Raw genomic sequence first — 15,507 nt, forward strand, 5'->3', positions numbered from 1 at the left:
CCCCCCCCCGGGGAAAATTGGGGGGGGGGGGGGGCGCTACCCCGCCCTACAAAAGCCAAACAAAAAGGCGCCGTGTGGGCGCCTTTTGCATGTTACATCAGCGATTACTTCTTATCGCTGTGTTCCAGGTTCTCAACCTGCGGCAGGCCGTTACCGGAATTCGCGGAGAGCAGACCATTCTCAACGTAGTTGAACAGCTTCTCCCGGGTATCGGTGATGTCCAGGTTACGCATGGTTAACTGACCAATACGGTCGTCCGGAGAAAACACAGACTCACCTTTCTCCATGGTCAGACGCTCTGCTTTATAGGTCAGGTTGTCCGACACGGTGTTCAGGATGGAGTAGTCGTTACCGCGACGCAGTTCCAGCGTCACTTCACCGGTGATCGCGCTTGCCACCCAACGCTGCAGCGCATCACGCAGCATCAGCGCCTGTGGATCGAACCAGCGACCCTGATACAGCAGTTTGCCCAACTGACGACCATGAGAGTGATACTGCTCAATGGTGTCTTCGTTGTGAATGCCGGTCAGCAGACGCTCGTACGCGATGTGCAGCAGCGCCATCCCCGGAGCCTCATAGATGCCGCGGCTTTTCGCTTCGATGATACGGTTTTCTATCTGATCGCTCATGCCCAGACCGTGACGACCGCCGATGCGGTTTGCTTCCAGCATCAGTTCAACGTCGTCAGAGAAGGTCTTGCCGTTCAGCGCAACCGGATGGCCGCGTTCGAAACGTACGGTCACTTCTTCTGCCGGGATCTTCACGTTCTCGTCCCAGAACTTCACGCCCATGATCGGGTTAACGATCTTCACACTGGAATTCAGGAACTCCAGGTCTTTCGCTTCGTGCGTCGCACCCAGCATGTTGGAGTCGGTGGAGTAGGCTTTCTCGACGGACATCTTATAGTCAAAACCGCAGGCAATCATAAACTCGGACATCTCATGACGGCCGCCCAGCTCGTCGATGAAGTCGGTGTCCAGCCACGGCTTGTAGATCTGCAGCTCTGCGTTGGTCAGCAGGCCATAACGATAGAAACGTTCGATATCGTTACCTTTATAGGTGCTGCCGTCACCCCAGATGTTCACGCCATCTTCTTTCATGGCGGCAACCAGCATGGTGCCAGTGACGGCACGGCCCAGCGGGGTGGTGTTAAAATAGGTCAGGCCGCCGGTAGTGTTATGGAACGCACCGCACTGAATAGCCGCGATACCTTCTGCAACCAGTTGCTTACGGCAGTCAATCAGTCGTGCGTTTTCTGCACCATACTCTTTAGCGCGACGAGGAATAGCATCATAGTCGTCCTCATCCGGCTGACCCAGGTTCGCAGTATATGCATACGGAACCGCTCCCTTCTGGCGCATCCACAGCAGTGCAGCGCTGGTATCCAGGCCGCCTGAGAAAGCGATGCCAATACGTTGTCCTACCGGAAGATGCTTGAGAATCGTCGTCATAGAATAAAACCCTGCTTGATTGACTGATTAGAGACCGCTTTCGCTCTCTTGTGCATTTTTATGCAAAATAAGTGAGTATTCATTTAATCATCTTTTATCGAATACCGGAAGAGACTCGTGCGTTTTTTGTAAAAATTTTGGTCTGTTCTGTCTGGCGGAAGTCGCCTTGACAGGTGGGGTCAACTATCAATATACTAAACGCCGATTTTACGTCCCGTCTTCGGTACCAAATCCCAGCATTATTTGCAAATTCTGTCCAAAACGCGTAGAATTTGCCACGTTTCAGGCGCGGGGTGGAGCAGCCTGGTAGCTCGTCGGGCTCATAACCCGAAGGTCGTCGGTTCAAATCCGGCCCCCGCAACCACTTTCCCATAAAGTTCTTTTTCAAATATACTGTGAAGACTTAGAGCCTTCGTAGCTGGATTTGAAAAAATTCTTTCGGAGAGTGCTCCAGGCCACAGTTGTGGCTATAGGGTTCAGTTATCTAAAGCCCCGATTTATCGGGGTTTTTTGTTATCTGACTACAGAATAACTGGGCTTTACGCCCTTTTTTTATGTCTTGGGGGTGGGCTTGTCCACATTAGAGCAAAAATTAACAGAGATGATTACTGCACCGGTCGAAGCACTGGGCTACGAACTGGTCGGCATCGAATTCGTTCGCGGCCGTACATCGACGCTGCGCATCTATATTGATAGTGAAGATGGCATCAATGTTGATGATTGTGCTGATGTCAGCCACCAGGTGAGTGCGGTTCTTGATGTTGAAGACCCAATTACCGTTGCGTACAACCTGGAAGTTTCCTCACCTGGCCTGGATCGCCCGATGTTCACGGCCGAGCACTATGTGCGCTTTACCGGTGAAGAAGTGGCTCTCGTTCTGCGTATGGCCGTACAGAACCGCCGTAAATGGCAGGGAATTATCAAAGCCGTTGATGGTGAAATGATCACGGTGACAGTCGAAGGCAAAGATGAAGTGTTCGCGCTGAGTAATATCCAGAAGGCGAACCTGGTTCCCCACTTTTAACAGTCTGGATTGAGGTGAAAAGCCCGCGATGAACAAAGAAATTTTGGCTGTTGTTGAAGCCGTCTCCAACGAGAAATCACTGCCGCGCGAGAAAATTTTCGAAGCGCTGGAAAGTGCACTGGCTACAGCAACCAAGAAAAAATACGAACAAGAGATCGATGTTCGCGTAGAAATCGATCGTAAAAGCGGTGACTTCGATACATTCCGTCGTTGGGTAATCGTAGAAGAAGTTACCCAGCCGACCAAAGAGATCACCCTGGAAGCCGCACGTTTTGAAGACGAAAGTCTGAACGTGGGTGACTACGTTGAAGATCAGATTGAATCTGTCACCTTCGACCGTATCACCACCCAGACCGCTAAGCAGGTTATCGTGCAGAAAGTGCGCGAAGCCGAGCGCGCGCTGGTTGTCGATCAGTTCCGCGATCAGGAAGGCGAAATCATCACCGGCGTGGTGAAGAAAGTGAACCGCGACAACATCTCTCTGGAAATTAAATCCGAAGGGATGCCAGGTAACGCTGAAGCCGTGATCCTGCGTGAAGATATGCTGCCGCGTGAAAACTTCCGCCCGGGCGACCGTATTCGTGGTGTTCTGTACGCCGTGCGCCCTGAAGCGCGTGGTGCGCAGCTGTTCGTGACCCGTTCTAAACCAGAAATGCTGGTTGAACTGTTCCGCATCGAAGTGCCGGAAATCGGCGAAGAAGTCATTGAGATCAAAGCAGCAGCTCGCGATCCGGGCTCCCGTGCGAAAATTGCGGTGAAAACCAACGACAAGCGTATCGATCCGGTCGGGGCTTGCGTCGGCATGCGCGGTGCGCGCGTTCAGGCGGTTTCTACTGAACTGGGCGGCGAGCGTATTGATATCGTTCTGTGGGACGACAACCCGGCGCAGTTTGTGATCAACGCAATGGCTCCGGCCGATGTGGCGTCTATCGTTGTTGACGAAGACAAACACACCATGGATATCGCTGTTGAAGCGGGCAACCTGGCGCAGGCGATTGGCCGTAACGGTCAGAACGTACGTCTGGCGTCACAGCTGAGCGGCTGGGAACTCAACGTCATGACCGTTGATGACCTGCAGGCTAAGCATCAGGCTGAAGCCCATGCAGCGATCGATACCTTCACCAAATACCTCGACATTGACGAAGACTTCGCCACTGTTCTGGTAGAAGAAGGTTTCTCTACGCTGGAAGAACTGGCCTATGTGCCAATGAAAGAGCTGCTGGAAATTGACGGTCTGGATGAACCAACCGTTGAAGCCCTGCGTGAACGCGCTAAAAACGCACTGACCACCCTGGCACTGGCTCAGGAAGAAAGCCTTGGCGATAAGAAGCCGGCTGATGACCTGCTGAATCTGGAAGGTCTTGATCGTGCGATTGCGTTCAAGCTGGCTGCCCGTGGTGTTTGTACGCTGGAAGATCTCGCTGAGCAAGGCGTTGATGACCTGGCCGATATCGAAGGTTTAACCGACGAGAAAGCCGGCGAACTCATCATGGCCGCACGTAATATTTGCTGGTTCGGCGACGAAGCGTAATAAACTGTAGCAGGAAGGAACAGCATGACTGATGTAACTGTAAAATCGCTGGCTGCTGAGATTCAGACCTCCGTGGACCGCCTGGTACAGCAATTTGCTGATGCAGGGATCCCGAAGTCCGCTGATGACTCGGTGACCGCGCAAGAAAAACAAACCTTGTTAACGCATCTGAACCGTGAACACGGTTCTACGCCTGACAAGTTAACGCTGCAGCGCAAAACGCGCAGCACGTTAAACATCCCTGGTACCGGTGGCAAAAGTAAATCGGTACAAATTGAAGTCCGCAAGACGCGCACCTTTGTAAAACGTGATCCGCAAGAGGCAGAGCGCCTTGCCGCGGAAGAGCAGGCACAGCGTGAAGCGGAAGAACAAGCTCAGCGTGAGGCGGAAGCAGCCGCTAAACGTGAAGCAGAATTAAAAGCTGAACGTGAGGCCGCAGAAAAAGCGAAACGCGACGCCAGTGATAAAGTGAAGCGTGACGCTGCGGAAAAAGACAAAGTGAGCAATCAACAGACAGACGAAATGACCAAAACCGCCCAGGCTGAAAAAGCCCGCCGTGAAAATGAAGCTGCCGAGCTGAAGCGTAAAGCGGAAGAAGAAGCCCGCCGTAAGCTGGAAGAAGAAGCTCGCCGCGTCGCTGAAGAAGCGCGCCGTATGGCAGAAGAAAACGAGAAGAATGGCGTGAATACCGCTGAACTGACTGAAGATACCAGCGACTATCACGTGACCACTTCTCAGCATGCGCGTCAGGCTGAAGATGATAACGACCGTGAAGTAGAAGGCGGTCGTGGCCGTGGTCGTAATGCAAAAGCCGCGCGTCCGGCGAAGAAAGGCAACAAACACGCTGAATCTAAAGCTGATCGCGAAGAAGCACGTGCAGCGGTTCGTGGTGGTAAAGGCGGTAAGCGTAAAGGTTCTTCTCTGCAGCAGGGCTTCCAGAAGCCAGCTCAGGCGGTTAACCGTGACGTTGTGATTGGTGAAACCATCACCGTTGGCGATCTGGCGAACAAGATGGCGGTTAAAGGCTCTCAGGTCATCAAAGCGATGATGAAGCTGGGCGCAATGGCGACCATCAACCAGGTTATCGACCAGGAAACCGCACAGCTGGTTGCCGAAGAGATGGGCCACAAAGTTATCCTGCGTCGTGAAAACGAGCTGGAAGAAGCAGTAATGAGCGACCGTGACACTGGCGCTGCGGCTGAACCGCGTGCACCGGTTGTGACCATCATGGGTCACGTTGACCACGGTAAAACCTCTCTGCTCGACTACATTCGTTCTACGAAGGTTGCCTCCGGCGAAGCGGGTGGTATTACCCAGCACATCGGTGCTTACCACGTAGAAACTGAAAACGGCATGATCACCTTCCTGGATACCCCTGGCCACGCAGCGTTCACCTCAATGCGTGCTCGTGGTGCTCAGGCAACGGATATCGTTGTACTGGTTGTTGCAGCAGACGATGGCGTCATGCCACAGACCATTGAAGCTATCCAGCACGCAAAAGCGGCGCAGGTGCCTTTGGTTGTTGCAGTCAACAAAATCGATAAGCCAGAAGCCGATCTGGACCGCGTGAAGAACGAACTGTCTCAGTACGGTGTTATGCCGGAAGAGTGGGGCGGCGAAGCGCAGTTCATCCCAGTTTCTGCTAAAGCGGGTACCGGTATTGACGACCTGCTGAACGCTATCCTGCTGCAGGCTGAAGTTCTGGAGCTGAAAGCGATTCGCAATGGTATGGCGAGCGGCGCGGTAATCGAATCCTTCCTTGATAAAGGTCGTGGTCCGGTTGCTACCGTTCTGGTTCGTGAAGGTACCCTGAACAAGGGCGACATCGTTCTGTGTGGCTTCGAATACGGCCGCGTTCGTGCGATGCGTAACGAACTGGGCCAGGAAGTGCTGGAAGCGGGTCCGTCCATTCCAGTGGAAATCCTGGGTCTGTCCGGTGTTCCGGCTGCGGGTGACGAAGTGACCGTAGTGCGTGACGAGAAGAAAGCGCGTGAAGTTGCTCTGTATCGTCAGGGTAAATTCCGTGAAGTTAAGCTGGCTCGTCAGCAGAAATCTAAACTCGAGAACATGTTCGCGAACATGACCGAAGGCGAAGTGCACGAAGTGAACGTTGTACTGAAAGCCGACGTTCAGGGCTCTGTGGAAGCGATTTCCGACTCCTTGCTGAAACTGTCTACTGACGAAGTGAAAGTGAAGATCATCGGTTCTGGCGTAGGTGGTATCACCGAAACCGACGCGACCCTGGCTGCAGCTTCTAACGCCATCCTGGTTGGCTTCAACGTGCGTGCTGATGCATCTGCTCGCCGCGTGATCGAAGCGGAAAGCCTGGATCTGCGCTACTACTCCGTCATCTATAACCTGATTGACGAAGTGAAAGCGGCGATGAGCGGTATGCTGTCTCCTGAGCTGAAACAGCAGATCATCGGTCTGGCTGAAGTGCGTGACGTATTCAAATCACCGAAATTCGGCGCGATCGCGGGCTGTATGGTTACCGAAGGTACCATCAAACGTCACAACCCAATCCGCGTGCTGCGTGACAACGTGGTTATCTACGAAGGCGAGCTGGAATCCCTGCGCCGCTTCAAAGATGACGTTAACGAAGTCCGTAACGGCATGGAATGTGGTATCGGCGTGAAGAACTACAACGACGTTCGCGTTGGCGATATGATCGAAGTGTTCGAAATCATCGAGATCCAACGCAGCATCGACTAATCCCGTCGGGATCAGTCCATATGTAGGCCGGGATCGCCTCGTGCCACCCGGCAATAATTTTAAAAGGGGCTTTTAGCCCCTTTTTTGTCTGGAGAATTTATTATGGCGAAAGAATTTGGTCGCCCACAGCGCGTGGCGCAGGAAATGCAAAAAGAGATCGCACTCATCCTGCAACGCGAAATTAAAGACCCGCGTATCGGTATGATGACGACCGTCTCTGGCGTGGAAATGTCTCGTGACCTGGCCTATGCCAAAGTGTTCGTGACCTTCCTGAACGATCAGGACGAAGCGGCGGTGAAAAACGGCATTAAAGCACTGCAGGAAGCCTCCGGGTTTATCCGCTCTCTGCTCGGCAAAGCGATGCGCCTGCGTATCGTGCCAGAGCTGACCTTCTTCTACGACAACTCGCTGGTTGAAGGTATGCGCATGTCCAACCTGGTGACCAGCGTGGTGAAACATGACGACGAACGTCGTGTTAACCCGACGGACGACAGCAAGGAGGACTGATGAGTCGTCCTCGTCGTCGCGGTCGTGACGTGCATGGCGTGCTGCTGCTGGATAAACCGCAGGGTGCATCCAGCAACGACGTGCTGCAAAAAGTGAAGCGTATTTTTAATGCCAACCGTGCGGGCCACACCGGCGCGCTCGATCCGCTGGCGACCGGTATGCTGCCGGTCTGCCTGGGGGAGGCGACAAAGTTTTCCCAGTACCTGCTCGACTCGGATAAGCGTTATCGCGTTATCGCGAAGCTAGGCCAGCGTACGGATACCTCCGACGCGGATGGTCAGGTGGTGGAAGAGCGCCCGGTGACCTTCAGCGCTGAACAGCTTGATGCGGCGCTGGAGAGCTTCCGCGGGGACACGATGCAGGTGCCGTCGATGTATTCGGCGCTGAAATACCAGGGTAAGAAACTCTACGAATATGCACGCCAGGGCATCGAGGTTCCGCGTGAAGCCCGTCCGATTACCGTGTATGAGCTGCTGTTCATTCGCCACGAAGGCGATGAGCTTGAGCTGGAAGTGCACTGTTCGAAAGGGACCTATATTCGCACCATCATCGACGACCTGGGTGAAAAGCTGGGCTGCGGCGCGCATGTGATCTACCTGCGTCGTCTGGCGGTCAGCAAGTATCCGGTGGAGCGCATGGTGACGCTTGAGCAGCTACGCGCGCTGGTTGAACAGGCGGAAGCGCAGGGGATCGCGCCGGCAGATTTGTTAGATCCTTTGCTGATGCCAATGGACAGTCCGGCTGCGGACTTCCCGGTAGTTAATCTTCCTTTAACATCGTCCGTTTACTTTAAGAACGGCAATCCGGTTCGCACGGCGGATGCACCGCTGGAAGGGCTTGTGCGCGTGACGGAAGGTGAGGAAGGGAAATTCATCGGTATGGGCGAAATGGACGGTGAAGGGCGCGTTGCGCCGCGTCGTCTGGTCGTCGAATATCCGGTCGACGCGTGACGGCGATAACGGCTCACCTTGCGATAAGCAGGGGAGACGAGTAGAATATCGCCGCTTAACGTCCGGTGAATTGTTTAACAATCTGCTGGGCGTACATGGGGTCGCTGAATTAGAGATCGGCACCCTTACATTCTTTATACTTTGGAGTTTGAAAATGTCTCTAAGCGTTGAAGCTAAAGCTAAAATCGTTTCTGAGTTTGGTCGTGGTACTAACGACAGCGGTTCTACCGAAGTTCAGGTTGCACTGCTGACTGCACAGATTAACCACCTGCAGGGTCACTTTGCAGAGCACAAAAAAGATCACCACAGCCGTCGTGGTCTGCTGCGCATGGTTTCTCAGCGTCGTAAACTGCTCGACTACCTGAAGCGTAAAGATGTTGCACGCTACACCGCTCTGATCGAGCGTCTGGGTCTGCGTCGCTAAGTCTTGCGAGTTTCAGAAAAGGGGGCCTGATGGCCCCTTTTTTCAACCAGACGGCAGCAATTCAATGGAAACTATTGTATTGTTGCTATAAATGATCTTCATTGCAGAGGTTCGCGCGGCTAATGAGAGGCTTCACCCATGGGGGTGTCGGTTGTCATTAGTCGCGAGGATGCGAAGAAGGTCGGGTTAAATCGACAGCACGCCGGTGGTGTGCTGTCATACATTTAAGAAAGGACAGAATTTTGCTGAATCCGATCGTTCGTAAATTCCAGTATGGCCAACATACCGTCACGCTGGAAACCGGCATGATGGCACGTCAGGCGACTGCTGCCGTTATGGTAAGCATGGATGACACCGCGGTATTCGTTACCGTTGTTGGCCAGAAAAAAGCTAAACCAGGTCAGGACTTTTTCCCCCTGACCGTTAACTACCAGGAGCGTACCTACGCTGCCGGTAAAATCCCGGGTGGCTTCTTCCGTCGTGAAGGCCGTCCAAGCGAAGGCGAAACCCTGATCGCGCGTCTGATTGACCGCCCGGTTCGTCCGCTGTTCCCGGAAGGCTTCGTTAACGAAGTGCAGGTTATCGCAACCGTTGTTTCCGTTAACCCACAGGTTAACCCGGACATCGTTGCCATGATCGGTGCCTCCGCTGCCCTGTCACTGTCTGGTATTCCATTCAATGGTCCAATCGGTGCCGCGCGCGTCGGTTACATCAACGACCAGTACGTGCTGAACCCAACTCAGGAAGAGCTGAAAGAAAGTAAGCTGGACCTGGTGGTTGCCGGTACCGAAGCGGCTGTGCTGATGGTGGAATCCGAAGCTGAACTGCTGAGCGAAGACCAGATGCTGGGCGCTGTGGTGTTCGGTCACGAGCAGCAGCAGATTGTTATCCAGAACATCAACGACCTGGTGAAAGAAGCCGGTAAACCACGTTGGGACTGGCAGCCAGAAGCGGCAAACGACGCGCTGAACGCACGCGTTGCGGCACTGGCAGAATCTCGTCTGAGTGATGCTTACCGCATCACCGACAAACAGGAGCGTTATGCTCAGGTTGACGCGATCAAAGACGAAACCATCGCCACCCTGATCGCTGAAGACGAAACGCTGGACGCTAACGAGCTGAGCGAAATTCTGCACGCTATCGAGAAAAACGTTGTTCGTAGCCGCGTACTGGCAGGCGAGCCGCGCATCGATGGCCGTGAAAAAGATATGATCCGTGGTCTGGACGTGCGTACTGGCGTACTGCCACGTACTCACGGTTCCGCGCTGTTCACCCGTGGTGAAACGCAGGCGCTGGTAACCGCGACCCTGGGTACCGCACGTGACGCGCAGATCATCGACGAACTGATGGGCGAGCGCACTGACAGCTTCCTGTTCCACTACAACTTCCCTCCGTACTCCGTAGGCGAAACCGGTATGGTTGGCTCGCCGAAGCGTCGTGAAATTGGTCACGGTCGTCTGGCGAAGCGCGGCGTACTGGCAGTAATGCCAGAAGCAGACAAATTCCCGTACACCGTTCGTGTGGTTTCTGAAATCACCGAATCCAACGGTTCTTCTTCCATGGCTTCCGTGTGTGGTGCCTCTCTGGCGCTGATGGATGCAGGCGTGCCAATCAAAGCCGCCGTTGCGGGTATCGCAATGGGCCTGGTGAAAGAAGGCGACAACTTCGTTGTTCTGTCTGACATTCTGGGTGACGAAGACCACCTGGGCGATATGGACTTCAAAGTGGCGGGTTCCCGCGACGGTATCTCTGCGCTGCAGATGGATATCAAAATTGAAGGTATCACCAAAGAGATCATGCAGGTTGCTCTGAACCAGGCTAAAGGTGCGCGTCTGCACATCCTGGGCGTGATGGAACAGGCTATCAACGCGCCACGCGGTGATATCTCTGAATTCGCTCCGCGTATTCACACCATCAAGATCAATCCAGACAAGATCAAAGACGTTATCGGTAAGGGCGGTTCCGTAATCCGTGCGCTGACCGAAGAGACGGGCACCACCATCGAAATCGAAGACGACGGTACTGTGAAGATCGCAGCAACCGACGGCGAGAAAGCGAAATTCGCGATCCGTCGCATCGAAGAAATCACTGCAGAAATCGAAGTGGGCCGCGTCTACGCAGGTAAAGTGACCCGTATCGTTGACTTTGGCGCGTTCGTTGCCATCGGTGGCGGTAAAGAAGGTCTGGTTCACATCTCTCAGATCGCTGACAAGCGCGTTGAGAAAGTGACCGATTACCTGCAGATGGGCCAGGAAGTACCGGTTAAAGTTCTGGAAGTTGACCGCCAGGGCCGTATCCGTCTGAGCATTAAAGAAGCAACCGAGCAGTCTCAGCCTGCTGCGGCGCCGGAAGCTCCGGCTGCTGAACAGCAAGGCGAGTAAGTTGCCATTTGCCCTCCGCTTCGCGGAGGGCCTGTTATCAGGCAGGACGCCTTGTTAAGCCGCCGGGGGACAGGACGTTCATCCAATAGTTGTCTTCGGGAGTGGGAAATGAAGCCTTTTTTGCGCTGGTGTTTCGTTGCGACAGCTTTAACGCTGGCAGGATGCAGCAACTCTGCCTGGCGTAAGAGCGAAGTCCTCGCAGTGCCATTGCAACCGACTTTGCAACAGGAAGTGATTCTGGCACGCATGGAACAAATACTTGCCAGTCGGGCTTTAACCGATGACGAACGCGCACAGCTTTTATATGAGCGCGGAGTGTTGTATGATAGTCTTGGTCTGAGGGCATTAGCGCGAAATGATTTTTCACAAGCGCTGGCTATCCGACCTGATATGCCTGAAGTATTCAATTACTTAGGCATTTATTTAACGCAGGCAGGCAATTTTGATGCTGCCTATGAAGCGTTTGATTCTGTACTTGAGCTTGATCCAACTTACAACTACGCGCACTTGAATCGCGGTATCGCATTATATTACGGCGGTCGTGATAAGTTAGCGCAAGATGATCTGCTGGCGTTTTATCAAGACGATCCTAATGATCCTTTCCGAAGCCTGTGGCTTTACATCGTTGAGCGGAAGCTCGATGAGAAGCAGGCAAAAGAAGCCCTGAAACAGCGCTTCGATAAATCGGATAAGGAACAGTGGGGATGGAACATTGTCGAGTTCTACCTGGGCAACATTAGCGAAGCAACGCTGATGGAACGCCTCAAGGCGGACGCAACGGATAACACCTCGCTCGCTGAGCATCTCAGTGAAACCAACTTCTATTTAGGTAAGTACTACCTAAGTCTGGGGGATATGGACAGCGCTACGGCACTGTTCAAATTAGCGGTTGCTAACAACGTACATAACTTCGTTGAGCACCGTTATGCATTGTTGGAATTATCGCTCTTGGGCCAGGAGCAAGACGACCTGGCAGAATCGGACCAGCAATAGCTGACGACATAAACATCAGCCCGTAATCTTTTGATTGCCATCACCTTCACTGGTGAGGGCGTTGTTGTTCGTCAATACATCTACTTTGAGCCGGTTCACACTTTTCAATGAAAATTGCTAATCATTTTCACGATGAGCTAAGTAGACTGGCCGCCATTGACATTGAGGCACTCGTACTACATGGCTGAATTCGAAACCACTTTTGCAGATCTGGGCCTGAAGGCTCCTATCCTTGAAGCCCTTAACGATCTGGGTTACGAAAAACCATCTCCGATCCAGGCAGAATGTATCCCGCATCTGCTCTCTGGTCGTGACGTGCTGGGCATGGCCCAGACTGGTAGCGGTAAAACCGCAGCGTTCTCGCTGCCGCTGCTGAACAACATCGATCCGGACCTGCGTGCACCGCAGATCCTCGTCCTGGCTCCAACCCGTGAACTGGCTGTTCAGGTTGCTGAAGCAATGACGGAATTCTCTAAACATATGCGCGGCGTAAACGTGGTAGCCCTGTACGGCGGCCAGCGTTATGACGTGCAGTTACGCGCCCTGCGCCAGGGCCCGCAGATTGTCGTCGGTACGCCGGGCCGTCTGCTGGATCACCTGAAGCGCGGTACTCTGGACCTCTCTAAACTGAGCGGCCTGGTACTGGATGAAGCAGATGAAATGCTGCGTATGGGCTTCATCGAAGACGTAGAAACCATCATGGCGCAGATCCCGGAAGGTCACCAGACCGCTCTGTTCTCTGCAACCATGCCAGAAGCGATCCGTCGCATTACCCGCCGCTTCATGAAAGAGCCGCAGGAAGTGCGTATTCAGTCCAGCGTGACCACTCGCCCGGACATCAGCCAGAGCTACTGGTCTGTCTACGGCATGCGTAAAAACGAAGCGCTGGTGCGTTTCCTGGAAGCGGAAGATTTTGATGCGGCGATTATCTTCGTGCGTACCAAAAACGCGACCCTGGAAGTGGCTGAAGCCCTGGAGCGTAGCGGCTATAACAGCGCAGCGCTGAATGGCGACATGAACCAGGCCCTGCGTGAGCAGACGCTGGAGCGTCTGAAAGACGGTCGTCTGGATATCCTGATTGCAACCGACGTGGCAGCACGTGGTCTGGACGTTGAGCGTATCAGCCTGGTTGTAAACTACGACATTCCGATGGATTCCGAGTCTTACGTTCACCGTATCGGTCGTACCGGTCGTGCGGGTCGTGCTGGCCGTGCGCTGCTGTTCGTTGAGAACCGCGAGCGTCGTCTGCTGCGCAACATTGAACGCACCATGAAGCTGACCATTCCAGAAGCAGACCTGCCAAACGCAGACCTGCTGGGCAAACGCCGTCTGGAAAAATTCGCCGCAAAAGTCCAGCAGCAGCTGGAAAGCAGCGATCTGGATCAGTACCGTGCGCTGCTGTCGCAGATTCAGCCTACCGCTGAAGGCGAAGAGCTGGACATGGAAACCCTGGCAGCAGCACTGCTGAAAATGGCTCAGGGCGAACGTAGCCTGATCGTGCCACCAGATGCACCGATGCGTCCTAAGCGCGAGTTCCGTGACCGTGACGATCGTTTCGAACGTCGTGGCGACCGCAACGATCGCGGTCCACGCGGCGATCGTCCAGAGCGTGGCGGTGAAGACCGTCCACGTCGTGAACGTCGTGACGCGGGTGATATGGAACTGTACCGCATTGAAGTGGGCCGTGATGATGGCGTTGAAGTTCGTCACATCGTTGGCGCGATTGCTAACGAAGGCGACATCAGCAGCCGTTACATTGGTAACATCAAGCTGTTCGCATCCCACTCTACCATCGAGCTGCCAAAAGGCATGCCGGGCGAAGTACTGCAGCACTTTACTCGCACCCGCATCCTGAACAAGCCGATGAACATGCAGCTGTTGGGCGATGCACAGCCACGTCCTGACCGCGGCGGTGAACGTCGTGGCGGTGGTCGCGGTTTCGGCGGCGAGCGTCGTGAAGGCGGCCGCAGCGAAGGTCGCGGTGGCGAAGGTCGTCGTTTCTCCGGCGAACGCCGCGAAAACCGTGGCCCGCGCCGTGAAGAAGGCACCAGCCGTCGTCGTTTCGGTGACGCGTAAGTCTTACGCACCTACGTAAAGTAAAATATACAGCCCCGATACACGCTATCGGGGCTTTTTTTATTCCCTTTGTACTCTTGTACTGGTACAGTGCGTCACACTAAAATGCAGAACCGCATGATTAACTGGAGACAAGGCTGTATGGCGACACTAACCACCACCCAAACGTCACCTTCGCTGCTTGGCGGCGTGGTGATCATCGGCGGAACCATTATCGGTGCCGGGATGTTCTCCCTGCCCGTGGTCATGTCCGGTGCGTGGTTCTTCTGGTCGCTGGCGGCGCTGGTCTTTACCTGGTTCTGCATGCTTCATTCCGGGCTGATGATCCTTGAAGCAAACCTGAATTACCGCATTGGCTCCAGCTTCGACACCATCACCAAAGATCTGCTGGGCAAAGGCTGGAACCTGGTGAACGGCCTTTCCATCGCGTTTGTGCTCTACATTCTGACCTACGCGTATATTTCGGCGAGCGGCTCGATTCTGCATCATACCTTTGCTGAAATGTCGCTGAACGTTCCGGCGCGTCTGGCCGGGCTGTGCTTTGCCCTGGGCGTGGCGTTTATCGTCTGGATGAGTACCAAAGCGGTGAGCCGCATGACGGCCATCGTGCTGGGCGCTAAGGTCATCACCTTCTTCCTGACCTTCGGCAGCCTGCTGGGGCACGTCACGCCCGCCACGCTGTTTAACGTCGCGGAAGTGAACACCTCCTACACGCCGTACCTGCTGATGACGCTGCCGTTCTGTCTGGCATCGTTTGGCTACCACGGTAACGTGCCGAGCCTGATGAAGTACTACGGCAAGGATCCGCGCATCATCGTGAAATGCCTCGTCTACGGCACGCTGCTGGCGCTGGGGCTGTATGTGATTTGGCTGCTGGGGACGATGGGTAACATCCCGCGTCCGGAATTTATCGGCATTGCGCAGAAGGGCGGTAACATCGACGTGCTGGTGCAGGCCCTGAGCGGCGTGCTGAACAGCCGCAGCCTGGATCTGTTGCTGGTGGTCTTCTCCAACTTTGCGGTGGCGAGTTCTTTCCTGGGCGTTACGCTGGGCCTGTTTGACTACCTGGCGGATCTGTTCAGCTTTGATGATTCCGCGCTTGGGCGCTTCAAGACCGCGCTGCTGACCTTCCTGCCGCCGATTGTGGGCGGTTTGCTGTGGCCGAACGGCTTCCTGTACGCCATCGGCTATGCAGGACTGGCGGCAACCATCTGGGCTGCGATTGTGCCGGCGCTGCTGGCGCGTAAATCACGTCAACGCTTCGGCAGTCCAAAATTCCGCGTCTGGGGTGGAAAGCCGATGATTGCCCTGATCCTGGTGTTTGGGGTAGGTAACGCGGTGGTCCACGTGCTGTCGAGCTTTAATCTGTTGCCGGTGTATCAGTAAATCGTGCGGCCTGATCCCCTCACCCCGACCCTCTCCCGGTGGGAGAGGGAGAAAACCGTAGGCCGGATAAGG

The 15,507-nt window shown here is 54.5% G+C and carries 12 protein-coding genes and 1 tRNA gene; 12 read left to right on the forward strand and 1 reads right to left on the reverse strand.

The genetic code is table 11. The features are described 5' to 3' along the window. Window positions 1-104: 104 nt before the first annotated feature. Entirely contained in the window at window positions 105-1,451 is a 1,347-nt protein-coding gene (gene argG, locus URZ40_RS17560) for an argininosuccinate synthase (protein ID WP_023294661.1), read from the reverse strand. A 287-nt stretch (window positions 1,452-1,738) separates the two neighbouring features. Here argG and URZ40_RS17565 point away from each other — a divergent pair. The 12 genes from URZ40_RS17565 (at window position 1,739) to mtr (ending at window position 15,435) form a co-directional block, all read left to right on the forward strand. Next, window positions 1,739-1,815, forward strand: a tRNA-Met gene (locus URZ40_RS17565). A gap of 207 nt (window positions 1,816-2,022) precedes the next feature. Continuing rightward, the gene (rimP, locus tag URZ40_RS17570) at window positions 2,023-2,475 is read left to right on the forward strand and encodes a ribosome maturation factor RimP (RefSeq protein WP_014833432.1); all 453 of its coding nucleotides are present in this window, start codon (window positions 2,023-2,025) and stop codon (window positions 2,473-2,475) included. A 28-nt stretch (window positions 2,476-2,503) separates the two neighbouring features. Beyond that, window positions 2,504-4,006, forward strand: coding sequence for a transcription termination factor NusA (nusA, locus tag URZ40_RS17575; RefSeq protein WP_014885374.1), 1,503 nt, complete (start codon window positions 2,504-2,506; stop codon window positions 4,004-4,006). A 24-nt stretch (window positions 4,007-4,030) separates the two neighbouring features. Continuing rightward, window positions 4,031-6,718 carry a translation initiation factor IF-2 gene (infB, locus tag URZ40_RS17580; protein ID WP_116342265.1) on the forward strand — a complete coding sequence of 896 codons (2,688 nt, stop codon included), beginning with the start codon at window positions 4,031-4,033 and terminating at the stop codon, window positions 6,716-6,718. A 102-nt stretch (window positions 6,719-6,820) separates the two neighbouring features. Continuing rightward, window positions 6,821-7,225, forward strand: a complete 405-nt coding sequence (rbfA, locus tag URZ40_RS17585; protein ID WP_041907887.1) for a 30S ribosome-binding factor RbfA — start codon at window positions 6,821-6,823, stop codon at window positions 7,223-7,225. Next, window positions 7,225-8,175 carry a tRNA pseudouridine(55) synthase TruB gene (gene truB / locus URZ40_RS17590; RefSeq protein WP_116342263.1) on the forward strand — a complete coding sequence of 317 codons (951 nt, stop codon included), beginning with the start codon at window positions 7,225-7,227 and terminating at the stop codon, window positions 8,173-8,175. The genes rbfA and truB overlap by 1 nt, the downstream gene beginning before the upstream one ends. A 154-nt stretch (window positions 8,176-8,329) precedes the next feature. Then, entirely contained in the window at window positions 8,330-8,599 is a 270-nt protein-coding gene (gene rpsO, locus URZ40_RS17595; RefSeq protein WP_003861789.1) for a 30S ribosomal protein S15, read from the forward strand. Window positions 8,600-8,841: 242 nt separating this feature from the next. Continuing rightward, window positions 8,842-10,980, forward strand: coding sequence for a polyribonucleotide nucleotidyltransferase (pnp, locus tag URZ40_RS17600; protein WP_116342261.1), 2,139 nt, complete (start codon window positions 8,842-8,844; stop codon window positions 10,978-10,980). Window positions 10,981-11,088: 108 nt separating this feature from the next. Continuing rightward, window positions 11,089-11,973 (forward strand): lipoprotein NlpI, encoded by an 885-nt coding sequence (gene nlpI, locus URZ40_RS17605; RefSeq protein WP_061096959.1) that lies wholly within the window; start codon window positions 11,089-11,091, stop codon window positions 11,971-11,973. Window positions 11,974-12,080: 107 nt separating this feature from the next. Beyond that, the gene (yrbN, locus tag URZ40_RS23200) at window positions 12,081-12,161 is read left to right on the forward strand and encodes a protein YrbN (protein WP_100122156.1); all 81 of its coding nucleotides are present in this window, start codon (window positions 12,081-12,083) and stop codon (window positions 12,159-12,161) included. After that, a complete protein-coding gene (locus URZ40_RS17610; RefSeq protein WP_116342259.1) occupies window positions 12,154-14,049 on the forward strand; it encodes a DEAD/DEAH family ATP-dependent RNA helicase in 1,896 nt (631 codons plus the stop codon). Before yrbN ends, URZ40_RS17610 begins: the two co-directional genes overlap by 8 nt. Before the next feature lie 141 nt (window positions 14,050-14,190). Continuing rightward, window positions 14,191-15,435: a tryptophan permease gene (gene mtr, locus URZ40_RS17615; protein WP_320720943.1), complete on the forward strand. Its 1,245-nt coding sequence runs from the start codon at window positions 14,191-14,193 to the stop codon at window positions 15,433-15,435. Window positions 15,436-15,507 lie beyond the last annotated feature (72 nt).

The sequence above is a fragment of the Enterobacter sp. 296B2 genome, from assembly GCF_034106185.1.
GTDB classification, from domain to species: Bacteria; Pseudomonadota; Gammaproteobacteria; order Enterobacterales; family Enterobacteriaceae; genus Enterobacter; species Enterobacter cloacae_N.

Excerpts from the sequence above, each read along its gene's own strand:
- argG (WP_023294661.1), bottom strand. The coding sequence starts at position 1,451 with ATGACGACGATTCTCAAGCATCTTCCGGTAGGACAACGTATTGGCATC.
- nusA (WP_014885374.1), top strand. The coding sequence starts at position 2,504 with ATGAACAAAGAAATTTTGGCTGTTGTTGAAGCCGTCTCCAACGAGAAA.
- infB (WP_116342265.1), top strand. The coding sequence starts at position 4,031 with ATGACTGATGTAACTGTAAAATCGCTGGCTGCTGAGATTCAGACCTCC.
- rbfA (WP_041907887.1), top strand. The coding sequence starts at position 6,821 with ATGGCGAAAGAATTTGGTCGCCCACAGCGCGTGGCGCAGGAAATGCAA.
- truB (WP_116342263.1), top strand. The coding sequence starts at position 7,225 with ATGAGTCGTCCTCGTCGTCGCGGTCGTGACGTGCATGGCGTGCTGCTG.
- rpsO (WP_003861789.1), top strand. The coding sequence starts at position 8,330 with ATGTCTCTAAGCGTTGAAGCTAAAGCTAAAATCGTTTCTGAGTTTGGT.
- nlpI (WP_061096959.1), top strand. The coding sequence starts at position 11,089 with ATGAAGCCTTTTTTGCGCTGGTGTTTCGTTGCGACAGCTTTAACGCTG.
- yrbN (WP_100122156.1), top strand. The coding sequence starts at position 12,081 with ATGAAAATTGCTAATCATTTTCACGATGAGCTAAGTAGACTGGCCGCC.
- URZ40_RS17610 (WP_116342259.1), top strand. The coding sequence starts at position 12,154 with ATGGCTGAATTCGAAACCACTTTTGCAGATCTGGGCCTGAAGGCTCCT.
- mtr (WP_320720943.1), top strand. The coding sequence starts at position 14,191 with ATGGCGACACTAACCACCACCCAAACGTCACCTTCGCTGCTTGGCGGC.